This is a genomic window from Kribbella sp. NPDC058693 (genome assembly GCF_042715335.1).
GTDB classification, from domain to species: Bacteria; Actinomycetota; Actinomycetes; order Propionibacteriales; family Kribbellaceae; genus Kribbella; species Kribbella jiaozuonensis.
This window is the reverse complement of the sequence record NZ_JBHXSQ010000007.1, coordinates 1-19,895: the sequence shown is the minus strand read 5'-3', so window position 1 is coordinate 19,895 and position 19,895 is coordinate 1. Positions and strand designations below refer to the sequence as shown.

The following is a 19,895-nucleotide window of genomic DNA, read 5'->3' as shown; positions in this document are numbered from 1 at the left end:
TCGACGCGCAGATGTACCGGCAGGCTCCGCCGCTCGCGGCGCGGCTACGATCCGGTATGGCTTTGGATCTGTTTGCAGGGGTTTCTGTCAGGGACTACGGGATCGCGGTTGCGTGGTACGAGCAGTTGTTCGGTGGGCCGCCGAGTTTTCTGCCTAATGATGTTGAGGCGGTGTGGGAGCTCGGCGAGCATCAGTTCCTGTACATCGAGGTGGTGCCGGAGCATGCGGGGCATGCGCAGCACACGTTGTTCGTCGAGGACTTCGAGGGAGTACTGCGGGGGATCGCCGAGCGCGGCCTTGTGCCCGCAGCACGGGAGACGTACGAGAACGGCGTACGGCATGCGACGTTCTTCGACCCGGACGGGAACGAGGTCTCGTACGGCGGTGCGCCGCTGGAGTGACGTTTGTTGTTCAAGAACACGACGCTCCGCTCAGGTTGCGACAGTGGAGGGCGGAACGTAGGAACGTCCTATGACCCTGCGACGTCTGGGCCTGTCCGCCCTTTGCCTTTCTCTGACCCTTGGTGGCACGACTGCTGTCGCCACCCCGCCGACGCAGCATCTTCCGCTCGGCCCGGACAACCTCACCGAGACCCGTGACACCCGCACACTGCAGCCGGGCGTCACGCTGACGACGATCGTCCGCGGCCAGACCGACACCAAAGCCGGCTGGACCGTCGAGATCGCGATCCCCTCCTCCTCGCCCGATCCGGACGCACCCGCGGCCGCGATCTCCGACCAGGCCGGCGCCAACAAGGCCGCCGACAAGCTCCGCGCCGCAGGCCTCGAACCGCGGGTCGAGGATGTGCCGACGCCGCGGCTTGCTGACGCGGGCGGGGGCAACCTCGGGTACCGGGTTCGGCTCGGACTGTTCGCGAACAAGGCCGACGCCGACGCCCTGCGTACCAGGGTGATCGCGGCCGGGCTCAGCGGATCGAGCATCTACACCGGGTGGGACGGCGAGCCTGACGACATCGCCGGCTCGACCGGTCCGTGGCACGTACAGGTCCTGACGATCGACCCGAAGAAGTTCCGCGGCACGCTCGATGCGACGTACGGCTCGGACATCGAGCAGCGCGAGACGACCACCACGCTCGCGACGCTGACCGGCGCGACGGCTGCGGTCAACGCCGGGTTCTTTGTGCTCGACCCGAAGTCGGGGGCGCCTGGCGATGCGGCCGGTGTTGGTGTGTACGACGGGCGTCTGGTCAGCGAGCCGACCAACGGGCGGCCGGCGCTCGTGCTTGGTCCGCGTGGCACGTCTGTCGACCGGTTCACTTGGCGTGGGTCCGTTCGGGGCGTTGGGGCGTCGTTGCCCCTCGACGGGCTGAACCGGGTGCCGGGGCTGATCCGCAACTGCGGCGGTACGGCGGACGACCTGCCGACCGCGAAGCCGATGCACGACACGACCTGCACCGACGCGGACGAGCTGATCGCGTTCGACGAGTCGTACGGCGTGAGCACGCCGAGCGGACCGGGTGCTGAGGTGCTGCTCGATCGGCGGGGGATTGTCACTGCGATCCGTACGACGACCCGCGGCGGGGCGATCCCTGAAGGCGGGCGGACGGTGCAGGCGATCGGCAATCTCGTCGCGCCGCTGCTGGCTGCGGCCAAGGTCGGTCGACCGCTGTCGATCCGTTCGACGCTGCTCGATGATCGCGGGCGTCCGGTGTCACTGTCTCGGCGTACGACGATCGTCAACGGGGGACCGGAGTTGGTCCGCAACGGGCGGGTGTTTGCCACCGCGGCCGCGGACGGGATGGTGCAGGACACGCCGAGCTTCTACTACGGCTGGGTCCACAAACGAAACCCGCGCACGATCGCCGGCGTCGACGACCACGGCCGCACAGTCCTGATCACCGCCGACGGCCGCAACGTCAACAGCCTCGGCCTGTCGATCTCCGAGGCAGCCGCGGTAGCCAAGTCCTTCCACCTAACCGAAGCCATCAACCTCGACGGCGGCGGCTCCACCACAATGGTTGCCAACGGCAAAGTACTGAACACCCCCTCGGACGCCACCGGCGAACGCCCGGTCGGGGACGCCCTGGTCATCACCAAGTAGTCGCCGCGGAGCACGCGGGGTGGAAGAGCCCCCCCCGGGGGGCCGCCCCCCCCCCGCAGGCCCCCGCCCCCCCGCGCCCCCCCTAAACAAAGCTTTGGCCCGCCTCCCCCTGGGGGTTCATTCCCCCCCCGCGTGCTCCGCGCCCGCCTCTCGTCGCTCCGCTCCTCGGCGCGACCACTCCGCACGCTGCCCACCCGCCCCCCGGCTTATCGCCGGTGCATCCTTTCCGGCTATCGCCGGACCTTGCGGCTGCCGCCGCGTCTTCCGGCTGCCGCCGGGGGTGGCGGGCTGCCGCCCGCGCTGCGCTCGCTGCCGCTCGCGGGTGACTGCTAGGCCGGCGTTTCCTCGTAGGCGACTGCGCCAGGCCCAGGTAGTCACATGCGAGCGCGAGCGAGCACCCGCCGCGGCAACCGGCAAGACCCAGCGATCAGCCCGCGGGGCAGCTCACCCGCGGACGGCGATTCGGTCCAGGTCGGTCCAGGGGAGGATGCGTGCGGCGACGACGGTCCGGCCTTCGAGTTCGGCGTGTAGGAGTCGATGGACCCCGTCCAGGATCGTGAGCCGGTCGTCGGGTCGGCGGACGACGTCCAGCGGATGATGTAGATCGGCGGCCAGCGTGCGTTCGTACTGGTCTTGGTAGGTGACCGGATCCGCCGCCACCTGGTGGGGCGTGAGTTGGAACGGGCGGTCGTCGTACGCCCAGAACGGCAGGTCGAGATGATGGGCCAGGTCGGTGACCGGCAGCTCAATCACCGGCAGGTCGAGGGCGTGCAGGAGGTCGAGGTCCCAGTGGAAGTCCAGGATGTACGCCGTCAGCTCCGGCGGTACCGCCAGCGGGAACGGCCGTCGCGTCATTCGTAGATGCGGCGCAGCCGTAGCGTCATGGAATTTTCGATGTGTTGGGTCATCGCGGCCTCTGCGCGCGCAGGATCGCCCGACGTGATCGCCTCCACCAACATGCGGTGTTCGGTCAGGACCTCGGGGCCGATGTCGCGGTTGTAGTGCAGGCGGAAGATGTGTAGGTGGCAGTGGGTCCGCTCGAATGCGAGGCGGACCTGCTCGCTCCCCGACAGCGACGTGATCAGCGTGTGGAAGCGGTTGTCGTGGGCGGTGAGGGACTTGTAGCCGGCGTAGTCGATCGATGTCGGCTCGACTGCGTTGGCCAGCTCGGAGCGCAGCTGTTCGATCCCCGACGGAGAGATCAGTTCGGCGGCGCGTCGCGCGGCCCACGGTTCGAGGAGGAGGCGGAAGCGGTAGAGGTCGTCGAACTCGTCCAGCGTCAGCAGCGGCGTCGCTCGGTAGCCCTTCAGCGGCTCCTTGACCGCCAGACCCTCCGATTCCAGCCGCGCCAGCGCCTCCCGGACCGGTGTCGACGACACCTGGAACTCGCGCGCCAACCCGTCGATCGAGATCCGCGCCCCGGGTCTGATGACGTGGTCCATCAGCATCGTCTTGATGGCCTCGTAGACGTCGTCGGCGAGCATCTGCCGCCGTAGGACCCGCCGGTCCACCTGCGCCTCCATCGGCCCCAACGCGTCAGCCATCAGCTGTCTCCGGATCTGGTCGCGCCCTTGACCCCACCGGTCAGGTTTCGGCAGGGTAACACTGGTAATCATGCATCATGCACGATTCCGCCCAGAGCAAGCTATGGGAAGGCGCGAACGAATGGTGAGGTTCGAAGAGGTCGGCGTTCTGCCCGAGCCCGGGGACAACGTCGCGATCGCCTCCCGGCGGCTGGAGGCCGGTACCGAGGTCGAGTTGGACGGTACGACGGTGACGCTGCCACACACCGTGCTCGAAGGCCACCGCTTCGTGGTCACCCCGACCGGCGCCGGTGACGCGCTGACCTCGTGGAACACCGCGTTCGCCCGCGCCTCCCGCGACCTGGTCCCCGGTGACTATGTGTGTACGCCGACCAGCCTCGCCGCGGTCACCGCCCGCGGGGTCGAGGGCCTGCCCGCGGAGCCGTCCGCGACCAACGAGCCCCTGGACCCGTACGAGCTGGACGAGTCCGCGCTCAACTTCGGCGCTCAGGTGACCAGCGTCGAGCAGCCAGGTACGTTCCTCGGCTACCCCCGCGAACAAGGCCCGGCCGGCACGCGCAATCACGTCGTACTGATGGCAACCAGCTCGCGCAGCAGCGGGTTCGTTACCGAGCTCGCGCGGCGCTTCGACGGCGCGGCGGCCGGCGACGGCGTCGTACCGGTCGCGCACACCGAGGGCGGCGAGGACGATGTACCGAACAACCTGCACTTCCTGCTCGCCACGCTGGCCGGCTTCACGCTGAACCCGAACGTCGGCGCCGTCCTGATCGTCGACACCGAGGGCGACGTCGTCTCGGGCCGGGCGATCAAGGACTTCATGGCCGAGCACGGCTACCCGTCGATCAAAGTCCCGCACGCGTTCTTCACCCGGAAGGCCGGTTTCGAGCACGACCTGACGATCGCGGGCGCGCTGATCGAGCCGTGGCTGCCGGTCGTCGACGCGCAGCAGCGCGAGGAGGTCCCGCTGGCGGACCTGAAGATCGCGTTGCAGTGCGGCGGCTCGGACGCGTTCTCCGGCATCTCGGCGAACCCGCTCGCCGGTCAGGTCAGCGCCGAGCTGATCCGGCACGGAGGTACGGCGGTGCTCGCGGAGACCGACGAGCTGATCGGCGCCGAGCCGTACGTACTGAAGAACGTCCGCGACCTCGCCACCGCGAAGAAGTTCCTCGCCACGATCAAGTCGTTCAAGGAACGCGTCGGCTGGCACGGCCACACCGCCGAGGGCAACCCGTCCGGCGGCAACGTGTACCGCGGGCTGTACAACATTGTGCTGAAGTCGATCGGTGCCGCGCGCAAGCTTCCGCGCGAGGTCCGCCTCGACCACGTCATCGAGTACGGCGAACCGCTGCCCGGCAACGGCTACATCTTCATGGACAGCCCGGGCAACGACCTGGAATCGGTAGCCGGCCAGATCGGCAGCGGCTGCAACCTGATCTTCTTCACCACCGGCAACGGCTCGATCACCAACTTCCCGTTCGTGCCCACGCTCAAGTTCGTCACGACCAGCGCGCGGTACGAGCGGTTGCACGCCGAGATGGACGTTGACGCAGGCAAGTACTTGTCCGGTACGCCGATGGCCGACCTGACCGCGGATACGTTCGACCTCACGATCCGGGTCGCATCCGGGGAGAAGAGCGCGGGCGAGCGGGCCGGCCACAGCCAGGTGTCGATCTGGCGGAACTGGAAGCAGGTCGGCCCGGTCGAGGGGATCTCGATCACCACCGACGGCCGGATGAGCCGCAAGCTCACCGACCTCCCCGCCGAGGACCGCGACGCCCCGCTCGACGGCCTGCCGCACACCGGGCTGACATCGGACGCAAAGACCTCTACGGAGCTACTAAGGGTCGACGACAGGTTGGTGCCCGAGGCGGTCGGCCTGATCCTTCCGACCAGCCTCTGCTCCGGCCAGATCGCTCTACGCATCGCAGCCCAGGCGGAGCTGGAGAGATGGGCCGGGAACGCCGTCACCCGGATGGTCGCTCTCCCGCACACCGAGGGCTGCGGCAGCAGTGGCGGCGCGTCCGAGGAGACGTTCGCGCGGATCATGCTCGGCTATCTGCTGCATCCGAACACCCGAATGGCGCTGCTGCTCGAACACGGCTGCGAGAAGACTCACAACGACTACTTCCGCTCGCGACTCGTCGAGGCCGGTGCCGATCCGTCGCGCTTCGGTTGGGCGAGCATCCAGGCGGACGGCGGCCTCGATGCGGTCGGCGAGAAGGTGAAGGACTGGTTCAGCAGCTTCGACCTCGCCGCTCCGGCTGACGAGCGCGGGGATTTCGGTGCGCTGACCGTCGGCCTCGAAGCGCGAGGTTCGTTCTCGGCTGCGACTGCCGAGGCGTTCGCGTTGATCGGTCGCGAGATCGTGGGCTCCGGCGGTTCCGTCGTACTGTCGTCGCGTGGTGCTCTGCTTGCGCATGACGGATTCCGTACGGCGGCGTTCGGGTCGGCAGACCCGGTCGGGCCGACTGTCGCACACGGGCAGCGGCTCGCGGCGCCGGGTTGGCACGTGATGCGGATGCCGGGGACGGACTGGATGGAGACCGCGACCGGGTTCGGCGCGACCGGCGTCCAGCAGATCCTCGCGCATGTTGCCGGCGGCACCTTGTCGGCGCAGCGGTTCGTACCGATCGTTGAGTTCAGCAACGATCCGGAGACGGTCGCGACGTACGGCGACGACCTGGACGCGGTCGCCACCGGGGACGCGGCCGAGCAGGCGCGGATCGGGCTCGACACGATCGCTGCCGTCGCGAGTCGCCGGCTCGTTCCCAAAGCAGTTGCCTCCGGCAATGTTGGTTTCCAGATCACTCGTGGTCTGCTCGGTACGTCGATGTGAAAGGCCTGTCAATGCACTTGGTCCGTTATCTGTCCCCGATCGACGGTCGCCCGATCCCCGGTGTGCGCACCGGAGACACGGTGGCGTCGCTTCCCGGCATCAACACGTTCGCGGAGCTGCTGCAACTCCCGCTCGAGGACCTGCAGGGCGCGGTCGGGAAGCTGGGGGAGGGCGAGCCGGTCGAGGGGCTGAAGTTCCTGCCGCCGCTCGACGGCCGTGGTGAGGTCTGGTGCGCGGGCGTGACGTACGAGCGGTCGCGCGGCGCCCGGATGGAGGAGAGCACGGAGCAGTCGGTGTACGACAAGGTCTACAGCGCCGACCGGCCCGAGCTGTTCCAGAAGGCGCCGGCCTGGCGGGTCGTGGTGGACGGCGAGCCGGTCGGGATCCGGTCCGACTCCGGTCACGACGTACCGGAGCCTGAGCTCGCGGTGGTTGCCAACAGCCACGGTCAGATCGTCGGGTTCACCGTCTGCAATGACATGAGCTCGCGCTCGATCGAGGGCGTCAACCCGCTGTACGTACCGCAGGCGAAGCTGTTCGCGGGCGGCTGCGCGCTGGCGTCGGGGATTCGCCCGGTGTGGGAGGTTTCCGATCCGAAGAACCTCGACATCCGGCTGGTGATCGAGCGTGACGGCGCGGAGGTGTTCGCGGACACCACGTCGACGGCGAAGCTGGTGCGGGAGTTGCAGGACCTGATCGACGTACTGTTCCTGCCGAACGACTTCCCCGACGGCGTGATCCTCGCGACCGGGACCGGCATCGTTCCCGAGCTCGACTTCGCGCTCGCCGAGGGTGACGTCATCACGATCACGATCGACGAGGTCGGCACCCTCACGAATACCGTGGCCGTAGGTCGGGAACCGTTCGCGTTCCTCGCAACCGACAACCTGGAGGGAACCCGATGACGCAGGACACCACGCCGGCCCAGCTCGAGCAGGCACTGGCCGCGGCGGCCGCGGCGTCTCCCGCGTTCGGCGCCTCCGAGCCGGCCGTGCGGGCCGGCTGGATCCGAGCGGTCGCAGATGCGCTGGATGCGGCGTCCGATGAGCTGGTCCCTATTGCAATGCGCGAGAGTTCGTTGCCTCAGGCCCGGTTGACCGGTGAGGTCGCCCGCAGCACCGGCCAGCTGCGGATGTTCGCCGACGTACTCGAAGAAGGCTCGCTGCTGGAAGTCATCATCGACACGGCCGACGCGCAGGCCAAGCCTGTACCGCGGCCAGACCTGCGGCGCGTACTCGTCCCGCTCGGCCCGGTCCTGGTATTTGCTGCCAGCAACTTCCCGTTCGCGTTCAGTGTCTGCGGAGGCGACACTGCCTCAGCGCTGGCCGCCGGCTGCCCGGTCATCGTCAAGGCGCACCCCGGACACCCCGAGCTGTCCGCGCGGACGGCAGAGGTGATGATCGAGGCGCTCAAGACCGCCGGCGCGCCGGACGGAACGTTCGGCCTGATCGCCGGCTTCGACGTCGGCGTCACCGCGCTGAAGGATCCGCGTATCACCGCGGCCGGCTTCACCGGCTCGGTCCCGGCCGGCAACGCGCTCCACGAGATCGCAGTCACCCGCCCCGAGCCGATCCCGTTCTACGGCGAACTCGGCAGCCTCAACCCGGTCTTCGTCACGCAGGCGGCGATCGATGCCCGAGGCAAGGACATCGCCAGTGGGTACGTCGGTTCGTTCACGCTCGGCGTCGGGCAGTTCTGCACCAAGCCCGGCCTGGTCTTCCTGCCGACCGGCCACGGCCTGCAGGAGCAGCTCGTCGAGGCAGTCGGCGGAGTCGCCGAGGCGCCGATGCTCAACGATCGCATCAAGGACGGCTTCAGCTCCGGCCTCGACCGCCTCGAGAAGGTCGACGGCGTCCGAGTCTGGTCTGCCGGTGCCGCAACCCTGTTGCAGACCACGGTCACCGAGCTGCTCGCCCGCCGCGACGAGATCCTCGAAGAGTGCTTCGGCCCCGTTTCGATCGTCGTCGAGTACGACGGCATCGACCAGCTCAAGCAGGCTGTCGAAGCATTCGAGGGCAACCTCACCGCGACTCTTCACGCGGAGGACTCGGACGCCGACCTGGCCCGCGAACTCCTCCCGCTCCTGACCGGCCGCGCCGGACGCGTGCTGTGGAACGGCTGGCCGACCGGCGTTGCCGTGTCCTGGGCACAGCACCACGGAGGCCCGTTCCCGTCGACGGTCGGTTCGATCCATACCAGCGTCGGGGTGACGGCGGCGCGGCGGTTCCAGCGTCCGGTCGCGTACCAGGACGCTCCCGATGCGGTGCTGCCCGACGTACTGAAGAACTCGAACCCGGCCGGTATCAGCCGCCGGGTGAACGGGACCGTGACCACAGACGAGGTGACGCGATGAGTGACGAACCGACTGTTGACGAGCCGGATGCGCCGATCGGACGGCGGAGTTTCGACCACTGGTTCGGTGAGAAGGGCCGCAACGGCTTCATCCACCGCTCCTGGATGAAGGCGCAGGGCTTCACCGACGAGGTGTTCGACGGCCGCCCGGTGATCGGCATCTGCAACACCTGGTCCGAGCTCACGCCGTGCAACGCGCACCTGCGCCGGCTCGCCGAGTCGGTCAAGCGCGGTGTCTGGCAGGCCGGCGGGTTCCCGTTGGAGTTCCCGGTCATGTCGCTCGGCGAGACGCTGCTGCGCCCGACCGCGATGCTGTTCCGGAACCTGCTCAGCATGGACGTCGAGGAGTCGCTGCGCGGCAACCCGATCGACGGCGTCGTACTGCTGACCGGCTGCGACAAGACCACGCCGGGCTCGATCATGGGCGCCGCCAGCGTCGACCTACCGACCGTCGTCGTGACCGGCGGTCCGATGTTGAACGGTAAATTCCGCGGCTGCGACATCGGCTCGGGTACGGCGGTGTGGCGGTTCACGCAGGACCGCAACGCCGGCCGGATGACCGAGGAGGACTTCGCGGCGGCCGAGTCCGGCATGTCCCGCAGCAACGGGCACTGCATGACGATGGGTACGGCGTCGACCATGGCCTGCATGGCCGAGGCGCTCGGTTTGCAGCTGACCGGGTCGGCGGCGATCCCGGCCGTGGACTCGCGGCGGTACTCGATCGCGCAGCAGGCCGGTCAGCGGATCGTGAAGATGGTCGAGGAGGACCTCAAGCCGAGCGACATCCTGACCCGCGACGCGTTCGCCAACGCGGTTCGGGCCAACGCGGCGATCGGTGGTTCGACCAACGCTGTCATCCACCTGCTCGCGATCGCGGGCCGGGTCGGCGTCGAGCTGACGCTGGACGACATGGACGAGTGGGCGCGCGGCGTACCGTGGCTGGTCGACCTGCAGCCGTCGGGCAAGTACTTGATGGAGGACTTCTACTACGCCGGCGGCCTGCCCGCGGTGATGAAGGAGATCCTGCCGCTGCTCAAGGCCGACGCGATCACGGTCACCGGCAAGACGATGGGCGAGAACGTCGCGCAGGCGCAGCGGACCGACTGGAGCGGGCAGGAGGGCGCGCCGCCCGTCGCCGTCATCCGTCCGGTCGGCGACCCTCTCGGCAGCGGCGCGGGGACCGCCGTACTGAAGGGGAACCTGGCGCCCGACGGCGCGGTGATCAAGCAGTCCGCGGCGTCCGAGAGGTTCATGCAGCACCGCGGGAAGGCGCTGGTGTTCAGCAGCATCGAGGAGTACGACAAGGCGGTCGAGGACCCCGATCTCGAGGTCGACGAGGACACGGTGCTCGTCCTGCAGAACTCTGGTCCGCGCGGCTACCCGGGGATGCCCGAGGTTGGCAATATGACGATCCCGCGCAAGCTCGCGGAGATCGGCGTCGACGACATGGTGCGGATCTCGGACGCACGCATGAGCGGTACGGCGTACGGCACCGTCGTACTGCATGTCACGCCTGAGGCGGCTGTTGGTGGACCGCTGGCGCTCGTACGGACTGGTGACTGGATCGAGCTCGATGTCGCGGCCCGCCGGTTGCATCTCGACGTGTCGGACGAGGAGCTCGAGAAGCGCCGCGCCGACTGGCAGCCACCCGCTCCGCAGACGGACCGCGGCTGGGCGCGCCTGTACGTCGATCACGTGACCCAGGCCAACCAGGGCTGTGACCTGGACTTCCTCGTCGGGCGCACCGGTTCGGCCGTCGGACGGCAGAGTCACTGATGAGCTGGGGACCCTTCGAGGCCGTCCGCGGGCTCCGGCCGTCCGGCACCCTCCCGCAGGTGACGCCGATCCGGCGGATCCTGTCGGACGTGCAGACCTCGGCCGATCCGTACGCCGAGGCACGTGCCGCGCTCGAACCGCTCCGGGATCGGATCCTGCCCGACGCCCGGATCGCGGTGACCGCGGGCAGCCGGGGCATCCGCGATCTCGTGCCGGTGGTGAAGGCCGCGGTCGACTGGCTGAAGGATGCCGGCGCTGCGCCGTTCGTGATCCCGGCGATGGGATCGCACGGCGGCGCGACCGCGGACGGACAGCGCGAGATGCTCGAAGGGCTCGGCGTCACGCCCGAGTCCATCGGCTGCCCGATCGAGGCGACGATGGAGACCGTGGTCGTTGGCACGCTGGACGACGGCACCGAGATCCACCACGACGCGATCGCCGCCAAGGCCGACGGCGTACTTCTGGTGAACCGGGTCAAACCGCACACCGACTTCCACGGGCAGATCGAGAGCGGGATCGCGAAGGTCCTCGCCATCGGCCTCGGCAACCATCGCGGTGCCGCGTCGTTGCACGCCGGCGGCATCCCGTCGCTGGGCGGCAACATTGAGGCCGCGGCCCGGATGGTCGTTGCACAGGGCAAGATCCTCGGCGGCCTCGCGATCCTGGAGAACTCGCTCGACGAGACCGCATCGGTCGAGTTCGTCGAGTCCGACGGGATCGCCGGCGCGGCCGAGAACGCCTTGCTGCAAAGGGCGTCGAGCATGCTCGGGCGGCTGCCGTTCGACGAGCTCGACGTACTGGTGATCGATGAGCTGGGCAAGGACAAGTCCGGCGCCGGGATGGACACCAACGTGATCGGCCGGTGCTGGGTGCACGGGATCCCGGAGTTCGAGTCGCCCTCGATTGCCGCGATCAGCGTGCACTCCCTGTCGCCGGCATCGCACGGGAACGCCTCCGGGCTCGGCCTGGCCGATGTCATTCCGGCACGGCTGCTGGAACAGATCGACCTCCGCGCGAGTTATGTGAACGCGCTGACGTCCGGTGCCGGCGGTGCGCGGCGTTCGCGGCTGCCGATGGTGATGGAGGACGACGAGGCCGCCGTACTCGCGGCCGTGACGATGTGCGGGCGACGGCACTGGTCCGAGCTGCGGCTGGCCCGGATCAAGGACACGCTGTCCCCGCACGAGCTGATGGTGACGCCGGCGCTGCTGAACGAGGCGGCCGAGCGTTTCGACCTGGAGATCACCGGTACGGCGCGCGATCTGACGTCGGCCGGGAGCCTCGGACCTTGGAGCGAGTGATGAACCTTCGCGAAGCACGTGCCCTGCTTGCCGATCGCGGCTTCGGACCGGGGGACACCTCGACCAAGGCGTTCCCCGACGGATCGCCGTACAAGGTCGAGATCCCTTCCTGTGAGGGGCCGCGGGTGATGACCGCGGTGCTGGAGGAGGCCAAGTCGCGCGGCATCACGATCGACCGGGTGTCGCAGGGCAGCGGCGTGATGATGCTGACCGACGGCGAGATCGAGGAGATGCTGTCGCTCGGCGCCTCCGCGGGCGTGGAGGTGTGTCTGTTCCTCGGGCCGCGCGGCGCGTGGGACATCGGTGGTCAGGCGAAGGTCTCGGCCGCGGTCGGCGGTGTTGCTCGGGGCAACGATCAGGTCGCGGCGTCGTTGTGTGACGCGTTCCGTGCGGTCGAGCTCGGCGTACGGAGTCTGCTGGTCGGCGACATCGGCGTACTGGAGCTGCTCGGCGCGTTGAAGATCGAGGGCGAGCTGCCCGCGGATCTGGTGCTGAAGACGTCGGTGCTGATGCCGTTGCCGAACGCACCGACTGCGCGGCTGTACGAGCGCCTCGGCGCAACTAGCTTGAACGTGTCGACGGACCTGCCGGTGCCGGTGCTCGCGGAGATCCGCTCGGTGACGACGGTCCCGATCGACATGTACATCGAGGTCCCCGACGACCAGGGCGGCCACGTCCGCTTCTACGACGTACCGGAGATCGTCCGCGTCGCCGCGCCCGTCTACTTGAAGATGGGCCTGCGTAACGCGCCGAACATCTACCCGGTCGGAGCGCACCTCGCCGGTACGGCGGAAGCCCTCGGGCGGGAGCGTGTCCGGCGAGCGGAGTTGATCCTGCGGCTGCTCGCCGAACAGGATGAGGCATGACCGATGCGCTCGTAACCCGGCTCCGATCCGCGTTGGGCGACGCGGCCGTCGTCGATGACCCCGATGTGCTGGACAGCCATCGGCACGACCACGCGACGTTCTCGCCGGCCGGCGTGCCGCGGGTGCTGGCACGGCCGACCTCGACCGCCGAGGTTGTCGAGGTCCTGCAGGCCGCTCGGGATTTCGGCGTACCGGTTGTCACGCAGGGCGCGCGGACCGGGTTGTCGGGCGCGGCCAACGCGATCGACGGCTGCTTGCTGCTGTCGACCGCGCGGATGAACCAGATCCTCGAGGTCTCGGTCGAGGACCAGGTCGCCGTGGTCCAGCCGGGGGTGGTGAACGCGGATCTCTCCCGGGCCGTGCTGGAGAAGGAACTGTTCTATCCGCCGGACCCGTCGTCGTGGGAGATGTCCACGATCGGCGGCAACATCGCGACCAACGCGGGCGGGTTGTGCTGTGTGAAGTATGGCGTGACGTCGGACTTCGTGCGCGGTCTGCAGGTCGTGCTGGCGTCGGGCGAGGTCGTTCGCACCGGTCGCCGGGCGGCGAAGGGCGTCGCCGGGTATGACCTGACCAGGTTGATCGTGGGATCCGAGGGCACGCTGGGCGTGGTCACGGAGGCGACGCTGTCGTTGCGTCCGGCGCCTGAGGCCGCGCTGACGGCGGCTGCGACGTTCCGCTCGATCGAGGACGGGATCGCGGCTGCGGCGGCGGTGATGGCGTCGGGACTGCGGCCGTCGTTGCTGGAGTTCCTGGACCAGCCGACGGTGCGGGCGATCCAGAACTACCGCGACATGGGTCTTCCGGGTGATGTCGGCTCGATGCTGCTCGCGCAGTCCGATCGCGGGCCTCGTGCGGCCGACGACGTTGCGCGCATCGCGGCGATCTGCGTAGAGCACGGCGCGATCGAGGTCGCGGAGGCGTCGGATGTCGAGGAGTCGCGGATGCTGCTCGAGGCGCGGCGGCTGGTGAACTCCGCGCTGGAGCCGCTCGGGACCACACTGATCGACGATGTGTCCGTACCGTGTTCGCAGTTGGTCGCGTTGCTGCGTGGCATCGCCGAGATCGGCGACAAGTACCAGGTGCTGATCTGTTGCCCAGGGCACGTAGGCGACGGGAACATGCACCCGACCGTGGTCTTCGACCGCAACGATCCGGCTGCCGAGGAGCGCGCGCTGGAAGCGTTCGGCGCCGTGATGGAGCTGGGTCTCCGCCTCGGCGGCACGATCACCGGCGAACACGGCATCGGCACGTTGAAGGCGCGTTGGCTGGAGACCGAGCTCGGGCCGGTCGGACTCGAGCTGCATCGGCGGATCAAGCACGCCTTCGACCCTGACAACCTGCTCAACCCCGGGAAGGTATTGCGGTGATCGACCCGTCCGAGGTTCGTCCGTCGGCGAGGCAGTTGGCGTGGCAGCGGCAGGAACTGACCGCGTTCGTGCACTTCGGGCCGAATACGTTCACGGATCTCGAGTGGGGGACCGGCGTGGACGATCCGGCGGTGTTCGACCCATCGGAGCTGGACTGCGGGCAGTGGGTCGAGACGTTGGTGGCGGCCGGGTTCAAGAGCGTGATTCTGACGGCCAAGCACCACGACGGCTTCTGCCTGTGGCCGAGCAAGTACCTCCCGCATACCGTTGCCGCGAGCCCGTATACCGGTGATGTCGTGGCCGAGCTGTCAGCGGCGTGCAAGGCGGCCGGTCTTGGCTTCGGGATCTATCTGTCGCCGGCGGATCTCTACCAGGAGAAGGCGCCCGGCGGGTACTACGGCAACGGCAGCCCCGCGGTTGAGTCGGTCATCGGCGAGTTCACATACACCGTCGACGACTACAACCGGTTCTACTTGCAGCAGCTGCACGAGCTGCTGACGTCGTACGGGCCGATCGCCGAGGTCTGGCTCGATGGCGCGAATCCGACCAGCAGCGCGCAGACCTACGACTACGACGCATGGTTCGATCTGATCCGGCGGCTGGCGCCCGACGCGACGATCGCGATCGGCGGCCCGGATGTGCGGTGGGTCGGGAACGAGGACGGGTTCGCGCGCGAGACCGAGTGGAGCGTCGTACCGTTCGCCGCCGGTCAGATGGTGGCCGAGCAGACGGCGCCTTCCGTTGCCGGACCCGATGAGCTGGCGCAGGCCGACGAGTTGCGGTGGTACCCGGCAGAGGTCGACGTGTCGATCCGGCCGGGCTGGTTCTACCACGCGTCCGAGGATGCGGCGGTGAAGTCGTTGCCTGAGCTGCTCGACATCTATCGCAAGTCGGTCGGGCGGAACGCCGTACTGCTGCTGAACATCCCGCCGGACCGGCGTGGACGGTTCGCTGACCCGGATGTGGCTGCGCTCCTGGAGTTCGGTGCCGCCGTTCGGGAGTACTACGGGACCGATCTGGTGCTGCCGGCAACGATCAACGTGCTCGACCTGCGCGAGAACATCGAGGCTGGGCAGCAGGTTGAGGAGTTCGCGGTCGACGGGCTGATCGACGGCGCGTGGACGGAGGTCGCTCGCGGCACGACGATTGGGTATCGCCGGCTGCTCACGCTGCCCGAGCCGATCGCGCCTGCCGACGTACGCGTCCGTATCCTCGCCAGCCGGGCCGAAGCGGCGGTTTCGTTGTCCGTCCACTTCGACCCGGTGCTGGGTTCGATCAGCTGAGGCGGGAGATTGAGCCGCCGGCGGTGATTCCGATCGACGTGCGTACGCCGGCCACGGTCAGGTCGACGACGTACGTCGTACCGGACCAGCGGGTCGCGTATGTGACGGCGCCGGTGGCCTTGACCGGTGCGATGAACGACAGGATCGACGCCGTGGTGCCGGAGCGGGCGAACATCAGGGTCGGCGCCGACAGCCGGGTGTTGATGTTCGGGTAGGTCCAGCCCTGGATCGGCTTGGTCTGCGCCTGCTTGAGCAGGATCGCGCCGGGCGGAAGGGCTTGCCGGTACGGGACCTGGAACAGGATCGTCCGGGTGTCCTCACCTGCCTTCGACGCCAGGGCGGTCGTCCGCGAGTACACGGTCGCCTTCTGGTCCGCAGGCAGGTGCCACAGGGTCTGGAATTGCTGCGCGGTCTTCGACGACGCACGGTCGAGCGTGACGATCAGGTCCGGGTTGTTCAGCACGAGTACGGCGCGAACGCGGCTGATGCCAGGCCCGGGTACGTCGGAGAACTCGAAGAAGTCGGCGCCCGGCTTCACCTGCGACCGGGTCAGCTTGGTCGCGGGCAGCGTGTCGGCCGAGAGCGGCGTGGTCATCGCGCTGCTCGCGAACGGGCTCTTCGCCCAGGTCCGCCAGACGTCGTTCTGGTACCCGGCGTGGCCGCCGTCGATCAGGATGTCCCGCCCGCGGGCGGTGTAGGTGAGTGACGTGTGGTCGCTGTGACCGTGCAGCTGCCGCGTCGGCCCGTACCTGATGCTGTACGACGACTGGCCCGCGAAGTTGCCCCATCCGGAGCGGCCGAAGACGTAGCCCGCGGAGAACATGCCGACGCGGTCGGTCGGGGCGACCCCGGTGGCGCCTTGCGAGCCGGCGTACTCGAGCGGGGTGCCGGCGACGGGCGCCGTACGGACGACCTCGGAGTCGCCGATCTGGTGCAGGTTGCCGAGTGAGTTCGTTGCCAGCGCGAGCCAGTTGGCCAGGAGTGTGCGGCGCGCGGTGATCGTCGTACCGGGGTCGGCGCCGCAGGCTCGCAGTACGTCGACGGCTCGGCCCCACAGGGAGTAGTTGAACTGCGCGTAGGCGGTCGACTGCTCGTTGGTCGAACCCTCGGCATCGATCGAGGTCGTGATGCCGGCGTTGAGGCGCTGCTGGGCGAGCGTCATGTAGTCGGTGCGGTCGAGCGTGCAGCCGACGCCGAACAGCGCGATGCTCTCGTCGGTGCCGTGGTTCCAGGCGCCGCTCCAGTTGTTGACCAGGAACTTCGCGTGGTCGAGCAGAGCCGCGTCGAGCCAGGCGTACTCCGTCGGCAGCGTGGTCACGTTCAGCCCGGCGAGGACTGCTTGCCGGGTGCAAATGATCACGTTGGTGCGGTGCATCGTCGACTCCCAGGCGCCGACGTCACCCTTCCAGGAGTACGGATTGTCGCGGACCCAGTCGTGGACGATCGTCGTCACGTGGTCGATCGCGGCGGTGTCGCCCTGGCTGGCGGCGGTGATTCCTTGGCCCAGCCAACGAAGGGAGTGGAACCACATGTACCAGCTGGGATTGCCGTACGGGTTCAGCTTCCAGTTGATGTTTCCCTTGCCGTCGCCAACCTTGTACGGCTTGAACCCGCCCCAGGTATAGGTGTCCTGCATCACGGACGACAGCGGTGTTGCGTCGTCGACCGTGCTGAAACCCGGGCAGGTGTAGGTGCCACCTGCCGCCGTGGTGATCGCCTGGGCGCTCTTCGCGGCCACTGCGGTCGCCGGGACCACGTTCGTTGCCCCTGGCACGAACTGCGCCGCCTCAGGCTCCGGCAGATCCGCGGCGATCGCGATCCCCGGCCCGGTCTGAGCCGTCGCGACACCGGTGGTGCCGGCGAGGCCCGCAGTAACGAGCCCGAGCACCAGTAACCCTCTGATCATGCATTTCCCCACCCACTCGCCCGCGGCCCCCCGGCCGGCGGTGACAGACCTGTACAACCGCCACGATGGTCAGCCGGTGGAGAAAGTTGCGATGAGTTCTGGTGAGTTTGGTCAGCCGCCCGCCGTCTCCCCTGACGACGACGGGCGGCGTAACCGAGTGACTACTCTTCGACGGAAACGACACGGATCCAGTCGGAGCAGTCGGCCTCACACCACACGTGATCGCCCGCGTGCGCGATCCGATCACGCTGGACATGCCCGCAGGCGAGCTGAACCCGCCGCAACGCATGCCCCTGCTTCACCGGAGCACCGGTCCTACCGCCGGGCACCCGCTTCCTGTTCCTGAGGTCGGCCATAGCCGGTCCTCCTCTCATTTGTTGTTGTTCAGCCCTTCACGCAGATGACCTGCTTGAGGTGGGCTACTACTTCGACCAGGTCGGCCTGAGCGGCGATGACCGAGTCGATGTCCTTGTACGCCGCGGGGATCTCGTCGATCACGCCGGCGTCCTTGCGGGACTCGACGCCCGTGGTCTGGGCGACCAGGTCGTCGACCGTGTAGCGGCGCTTCGCCTCGTTGCGGCTCATCCGACGGCCTGCCCCGTGAGAGGCCGAGTAGAACGAGCGCTGCGAGCCGAGTCCGCGAACGACGTACGAGCCGGTGCCCATCGACCCCGGGATCAGCCCGAGGTCCCCGAGCCCTGCGCGGATCGCGCCCTTGCGGGTGACGAGCAGGTCGAGTCCGTCGATGTGCTCCTCGGCCACGTAGTTGTGGTGGCACGAGATCGGCTGCTCGAACTGCACCTCGACCGTGAACGAGTCGCGCACCGCTTGCATCACCAGTGCGAGCATCACCGCGCGGTTGCGGGCGGCGTACTCCTGGGCCCAGGTGAGGTCACGACGGTACGACTCCATCTCCGGCGTACCGGACAGGAACACGGCCAGATCACGGTCCGGAAGGTCCGCGTTGTGCGGCAGCTCCCGGGCGATCCGGATGTGTCGCTCCGCGAGCTCCTTGCCGATGTTGCGGCTGCCGGAGTGCAGCATCAGCCAGACGCGGTCCTCGTCATCGAGGCACACCTCGATGAAGTGGTTGCCGCCGCCAAGCGATCCCATCTGCTGCTTGGCCTTGCGCTCGCGGTCCTGCACTCCGTCGTGCAGGCTCGTGAACGCACCCCACAGCCGGTCCCACGGGCGCGGGTCCAGGCCCAGCCGACGTACGCCGACCGTGTCCTTGTGAGCCCGGAAGCCGACAGGTACGGCGGCCTCGATCCGGGAACGGATCCGCGACAGGTCGTCCGGCAGGTCCGCGGCCGTCAGCGAGGTCAGGACGCCCTCCATCCCGCACCCGATGTCGACCCCGACAGCGGACGGCGACACAGCCTGGTACATCGCGATCACGGACCCGACGGTCGCGCCCTTGCCGAGGTGCACGTCCGGCATGACGCGAACCCCGTGCACCCACGGCAGTGCGGCAATGTTGCGCAGCTGCTGCAGGGCCCGCGCGCCTACCTCGTGCTCGTGCGCCCACATCAGTGTGGAGTTCTTGGCTCCACTCAACTCGATCGGAAACTCCACGATTCCCCTCCTTGTTCGACGGCATGCAGCTGCCAGGGCAGGGCTCGAACCTGCGGGGCCTCGGGTCAGAACCGAGGGTGGGTCACCGTCGCCCACCTGGCATCGCGCGCCGCCGCGACACCGGATGGGTGTTGCGTCAGAGCGCTAACTCGGCACGGGAAGGGATCCAGGGCTGCCACAGCAGTGGCATGCCGGCCTCTTCCGGTGTTCGCGAGCCCTTCTTCTCGTTGCATTCGGAGTGCGCGGCGACGGCGTTCAGCCACTCGCCGCGTCCGCCCCGTGATCGTGGGACCACGTGGTCCATGGTGCTGGCGCCGGGCTTACCGCAGTACGCGCAGAGGTACTTGTCGCGCTTGAGTACGCCGGCGCGGGTGTACTGCAGTCGTCCCGACGCGTACCGCCACTTCATCACGACGTAGCGGACCAGACGCAGTACGCGGGGGAGGGGGAACGGTCCGATGCTGGCGCCGTCGTGGGCTTCCTCGACGACGGCGACCTCGCGGACGAGCATCCGGATGGCGTGCGGGATCGACACGACGTGCAGTTGCTCGTACGAGGCGTTCAGAACGATCACACCGCTCATGTGGTTCCTCCTCCCTTCCAGTGTGCCCGACCGGGCCGCGCCGGGTCGGTGATGTCGGTGTCGGGTCAACAGATGTTCACTCAGGGTGTCCGGCGGGGCTCGAACCCGCTTTCTCCGGGGCCACGTCCCGGTGCATCGCCCGCTTCTGCTTCGGACACAGCACGCCCGGCAGGATTCGAACCTGCACCCCCCGGCTTCGTAGGCCGGTGCTCTCTCCGGTTGAGCCACGGGCGTCCGGTGCCCTGCGCCGGATGTACTGCGGATTTCCGTCACAGGGCACGCGTGCGGCGCCCGCTCGGCCGGTAGCAAGCATCCTGCGGGCGCCTAGGGGGTGGCTGACGGCTCCGCGCCTACTGCGCGGCACTCGGCACGGCACCTCGCCGCACGGGTGCAAAGGCCACGATGCTCCGCATCGAGACCTTCGCCCCCGCGCGCCGATGCA

General features: G+C 68.5%; 16 protein-coding genes and 2 tRNA genes. 10 read left to right on the top strand and 8 right to left on the bottom strand.

What is annotated here, in order from left to right:
* The first annotated feature begins 56 nt into the window (after positions 1 to 56).
* The gene (locus tag ACFWUU_RS39160) at positions 57 to 401 is read left to right on the top strand and encodes a VOC family protein (protein WP_137256345.1); all 345 of its coding nucleotides are present in this window, start codon (positions 57 to 59) and stop codon (positions 399 to 401) included.
* A 70-nt stretch (positions 402 to 471) separates the two neighbouring features.
* Complete coding sequence (locus ACFWUU_RS39155; RefSeq protein WP_380183576.1) at positions 472 to 2,061, top strand: phosphodiester glycosidase family protein; 1,590 nt, start codon at positions 472 to 474, stop codon at positions 2,059 to 2,061.
* 444 nt (positions 2,062 to 2,505) lie between these two features.
* Here ACFWUU_RS39155 and ACFWUU_RS39150 read toward each other — a convergent pair whose 3' ends face one another.
* Positions 2,506 to 2,916 carry a hypothetical protein gene (locus ACFWUU_RS39150; RefSeq protein WP_380183574.1) on the bottom strand — a complete coding sequence of 137 codons (411 nt, stop codon included), beginning with the start codon at positions 2,914 to 2,916 and terminating at the stop codon, positions 2,506 to 2,508.
* On the bottom strand, positions 2,913 to 3,605 hold the full coding sequence (locus tag ACFWUU_RS39145; RefSeq protein WP_380183572.1) for a GntR family transcriptional regulator: 693 nt from the start codon (positions 3,603 to 3,605) through the stop codon (positions 2,913 to 2,915). The genes ACFWUU_RS39150 and ACFWUU_RS39145 overlap by 4 nt, the downstream gene beginning before the upstream one ends.
* 121 nt (positions 3,606 to 3,726) lie before the next feature.
* On the opposite strand from ACFWUU_RS39145, the gene ACFWUU_RS39140 reads away from it, so the two are divergent.
* Genes ACFWUU_RS39140 through ACFWUU_RS39105 form a run of 8 tightly spaced genes read left to right on the top strand, consistent with a single transcriptional unit; the run spans position 3,727 to position 15,389 of the window.
* Positions 3,727 to 6,441: a UxaA family hydrolase gene (locus ACFWUU_RS39140; RefSeq protein WP_380183570.1), complete on the top strand. Its 2,715-nt coding sequence runs from the start codon at positions 3,727 to 3,729 to the stop codon at positions 6,439 to 6,441.
* Positions 6,442 to 6,452: 11 nt separating this feature from the next.
* Entirely contained in the window at positions 6,453 to 7,346 is an 894-nt protein-coding gene (locus ACFWUU_RS39135; protein WP_380183568.1) for a fumarylacetoacetate hydrolase family protein, read from the top strand.
* Entirely contained in the window at positions 7,343 to 8,794 is a 1,452-nt protein-coding gene (locus ACFWUU_RS39130; protein ID WP_380183566.1) for an aldehyde dehydrogenase (NADP(+)), read from the top strand. Before ACFWUU_RS39135 ends, ACFWUU_RS39130 begins: the two co-directional genes overlap by 4 nt.
* Positions 8,791 to 10,569 (top strand): IlvD/Edd family dehydratase, encoded by a 1,779-nt coding sequence (locus ACFWUU_RS39125; RefSeq protein ID WP_380183564.1) that lies wholly within the window; start codon positions 8,791 to 8,793, stop codon positions 10,567 to 10,569. The genes ACFWUU_RS39130 and ACFWUU_RS39125 overlap by 4 nt, the downstream gene beginning before the upstream one ends.
* Entirely contained in the window at positions 10,569 to 11,870 is a 1,302-nt protein-coding gene (locus ACFWUU_RS39120; RefSeq protein ID WP_380183562.1) for a DUF2088 domain-containing protein, read from the top strand. Before ACFWUU_RS39125 ends, ACFWUU_RS39120 begins: the two co-directional genes overlap by 1 nt.
* Positions 11,870 to 12,736, top strand: a complete 867-nt coding sequence (locus ACFWUU_RS39115; protein ID WP_380183560.1) for a hypothetical protein — start codon at positions 11,870 to 11,872, stop codon at positions 12,734 to 12,736. Before ACFWUU_RS39120 ends, ACFWUU_RS39115 begins: the two co-directional genes overlap by 1 nt.
* Positions 12,733 to 14,106: an FAD-binding oxidoreductase gene (locus tag ACFWUU_RS39110; RefSeq protein WP_380183558.1), complete on the top strand. Its 1,374-nt coding sequence runs from the start codon at positions 12,733 to 12,735 to the stop codon at positions 14,104 to 14,106. Before ACFWUU_RS39115 ends, ACFWUU_RS39110 begins: the two co-directional genes overlap by 4 nt.
* Complete coding sequence (locus ACFWUU_RS39105) at positions 14,103 to 15,389, top strand: alpha-L-fucosidase (RefSeq protein WP_380183556.1); 1,287 nt, start codon at positions 14,103 to 14,105, stop codon at positions 15,387 to 15,389. Before ACFWUU_RS39110 ends, ACFWUU_RS39105 begins: the two co-directional genes overlap by 4 nt.
* On the opposite strand, the gene ACFWUU_RS39100 is transcribed toward ACFWUU_RS39105, so the two are convergent.
* The 6 genes from ACFWUU_RS39100 to ACFWUU_RS39075 form a co-directional block, all read right to left on the bottom strand.
* Positions 15,382 to 17,295: a heparinase II/III family protein gene (locus ACFWUU_RS39100; protein ID WP_380183554.1), complete on the bottom strand. Its 1,914-nt coding sequence runs from the start codon at positions 17,293 to 17,295 to the stop codon at positions 15,382 to 15,384. The genes ACFWUU_RS39105 and ACFWUU_RS39100 overlap by 8 nt on opposite strands.
* A gap of 161 nt (positions 17,296 to 17,456) precedes the next feature.
* Positions 17,457 to 17,651, bottom strand: coding sequence for a hypothetical protein (locus tag ACFWUU_RS39095; protein ID WP_130442383.1), 195 nt, complete (start codon positions 17,649 to 17,651; stop codon positions 17,457 to 17,459).
* A gap of 28 nt (positions 17,652 to 17,679) precedes the next feature.
* Positions 17,680 to 18,825 (bottom strand): RtcB family protein, encoded by a 1,146-nt coding sequence (locus tag ACFWUU_RS39090; RefSeq protein WP_380183810.1) that lies wholly within the window; start codon positions 18,823 to 18,825, stop codon positions 17,680 to 17,682.
* A gap of 74 nt (positions 18,826 to 18,899) precedes the next feature.
* Positions 18,900 to 18,972, bottom strand: a tRNA-Gln gene (locus ACFWUU_RS39085).
* A 34-nt stretch (positions 18,973 to 19,006) separates the two neighbouring features.
* A complete protein-coding gene (locus ACFWUU_RS39080; protein WP_137256356.1) occupies positions 19,007 to 19,453 on the bottom strand; it encodes an HNH endonuclease in 447 nt (148 codons plus the stop codon).
* A gap of 160 nt (positions 19,454 to 19,613) precedes the next feature.
* A tRNA-Arg gene (locus ACFWUU_RS39075) sits at positions 19,614 to 19,687 on the bottom strand.
* Between the last annotated feature and the right edge of the window lie 208 nt (positions 19,688 to 19,895).

Coding starts and splice junctions, on each gene's coding strand:
- ACFWUU_RS39125 (WP_380183564.1), top strand. CDS start 8,791: ATGAGTGACGAACCGACTGTTGACGAGCCGGATGCGCCGATCGGACGG.
- ACFWUU_RS39080 (WP_137256356.1), bottom strand. CDS start 19,453: ATGAGCGGTGTGATCGTTCTGAACGCCTCGTACGAGCAACTGCACGTC.
- ACFWUU_RS39090 (WP_380183810.1), bottom strand. CDS start 18,825: ATGTGGGCGCACGAGCACGAGGTAGGCGCGCGGGCCCTGCAGCAGCTG.
- ACFWUU_RS39160 (WP_137256345.1), top strand. CDS start 57: ATGGCTTTGGATCTGTTTGCAGGGGTTTCTGTCAGGGACTACGGGATC.
- ACFWUU_RS39140 (WP_380183570.1), top strand. CDS start 3,727: ATGGTGAGGTTCGAAGAGGTCGGCGTTCTGCCCGAGCCCGGGGACAAC.
- ACFWUU_RS39095 (WP_130442383.1), bottom strand. CDS start 17,651: ATGGCCGACCTCAGGAACAGGAAGCGGGTGCCCGGCGGTAGGACCGGT.
- ACFWUU_RS39150 (WP_380183574.1), bottom strand. CDS start 2,916: ATGACGCGACGGCCGTTCCCGCTGGCGGTACCGCCGGAGCTGACGGCG.
- ACFWUU_RS39100 (WP_380183554.1), bottom strand. CDS start 17,295: ATGATCAGAGGGTTACTGGTGCTCGGGCTCGTTACTGCGGGCCTCGCC.
- ACFWUU_RS39120 (WP_380183562.1), top strand. CDS start 10,569: ATGAGCTGGGGACCCTTCGAGGCCGTCCGCGGGCTCCGGCCGTCCGGC.
- ACFWUU_RS39155 (WP_380183576.1), top strand. CDS start 472: ATGACCCTGCGACGTCTGGGCCTGTCCGCCCTTTGCCTTTCTCTGACC.
- ACFWUU_RS39130 (WP_380183566.1), top strand. CDS start 7,343: ATGACGCAGGACACCACGCCGGCCCAGCTCGAGCAGGCACTGGCCGCG.
- ACFWUU_RS39135 (WP_380183568.1), top strand. CDS start 6,453: ATGCACTTGGTCCGTTATCTGTCCCCGATCGACGGTCGCCCGATCCCC.
- ACFWUU_RS39145 (WP_380183572.1), bottom strand. CDS start 3,605: ATGGCTGACGCGTTGGGGCCGATGGAGGCGCAGGTGGACCGGCGGGTC.
- ACFWUU_RS39115 (WP_380183560.1), top strand. CDS start 11,870: ATGAACCTTCGCGAAGCACGTGCCCTGCTTGCCGATCGCGGCTTCGGA.
- ACFWUU_RS39110 (WP_380183558.1), top strand. CDS start 12,733: ATGACCGATGCGCTCGTAACCCGGCTCCGATCCGCGTTGGGCGACGCG.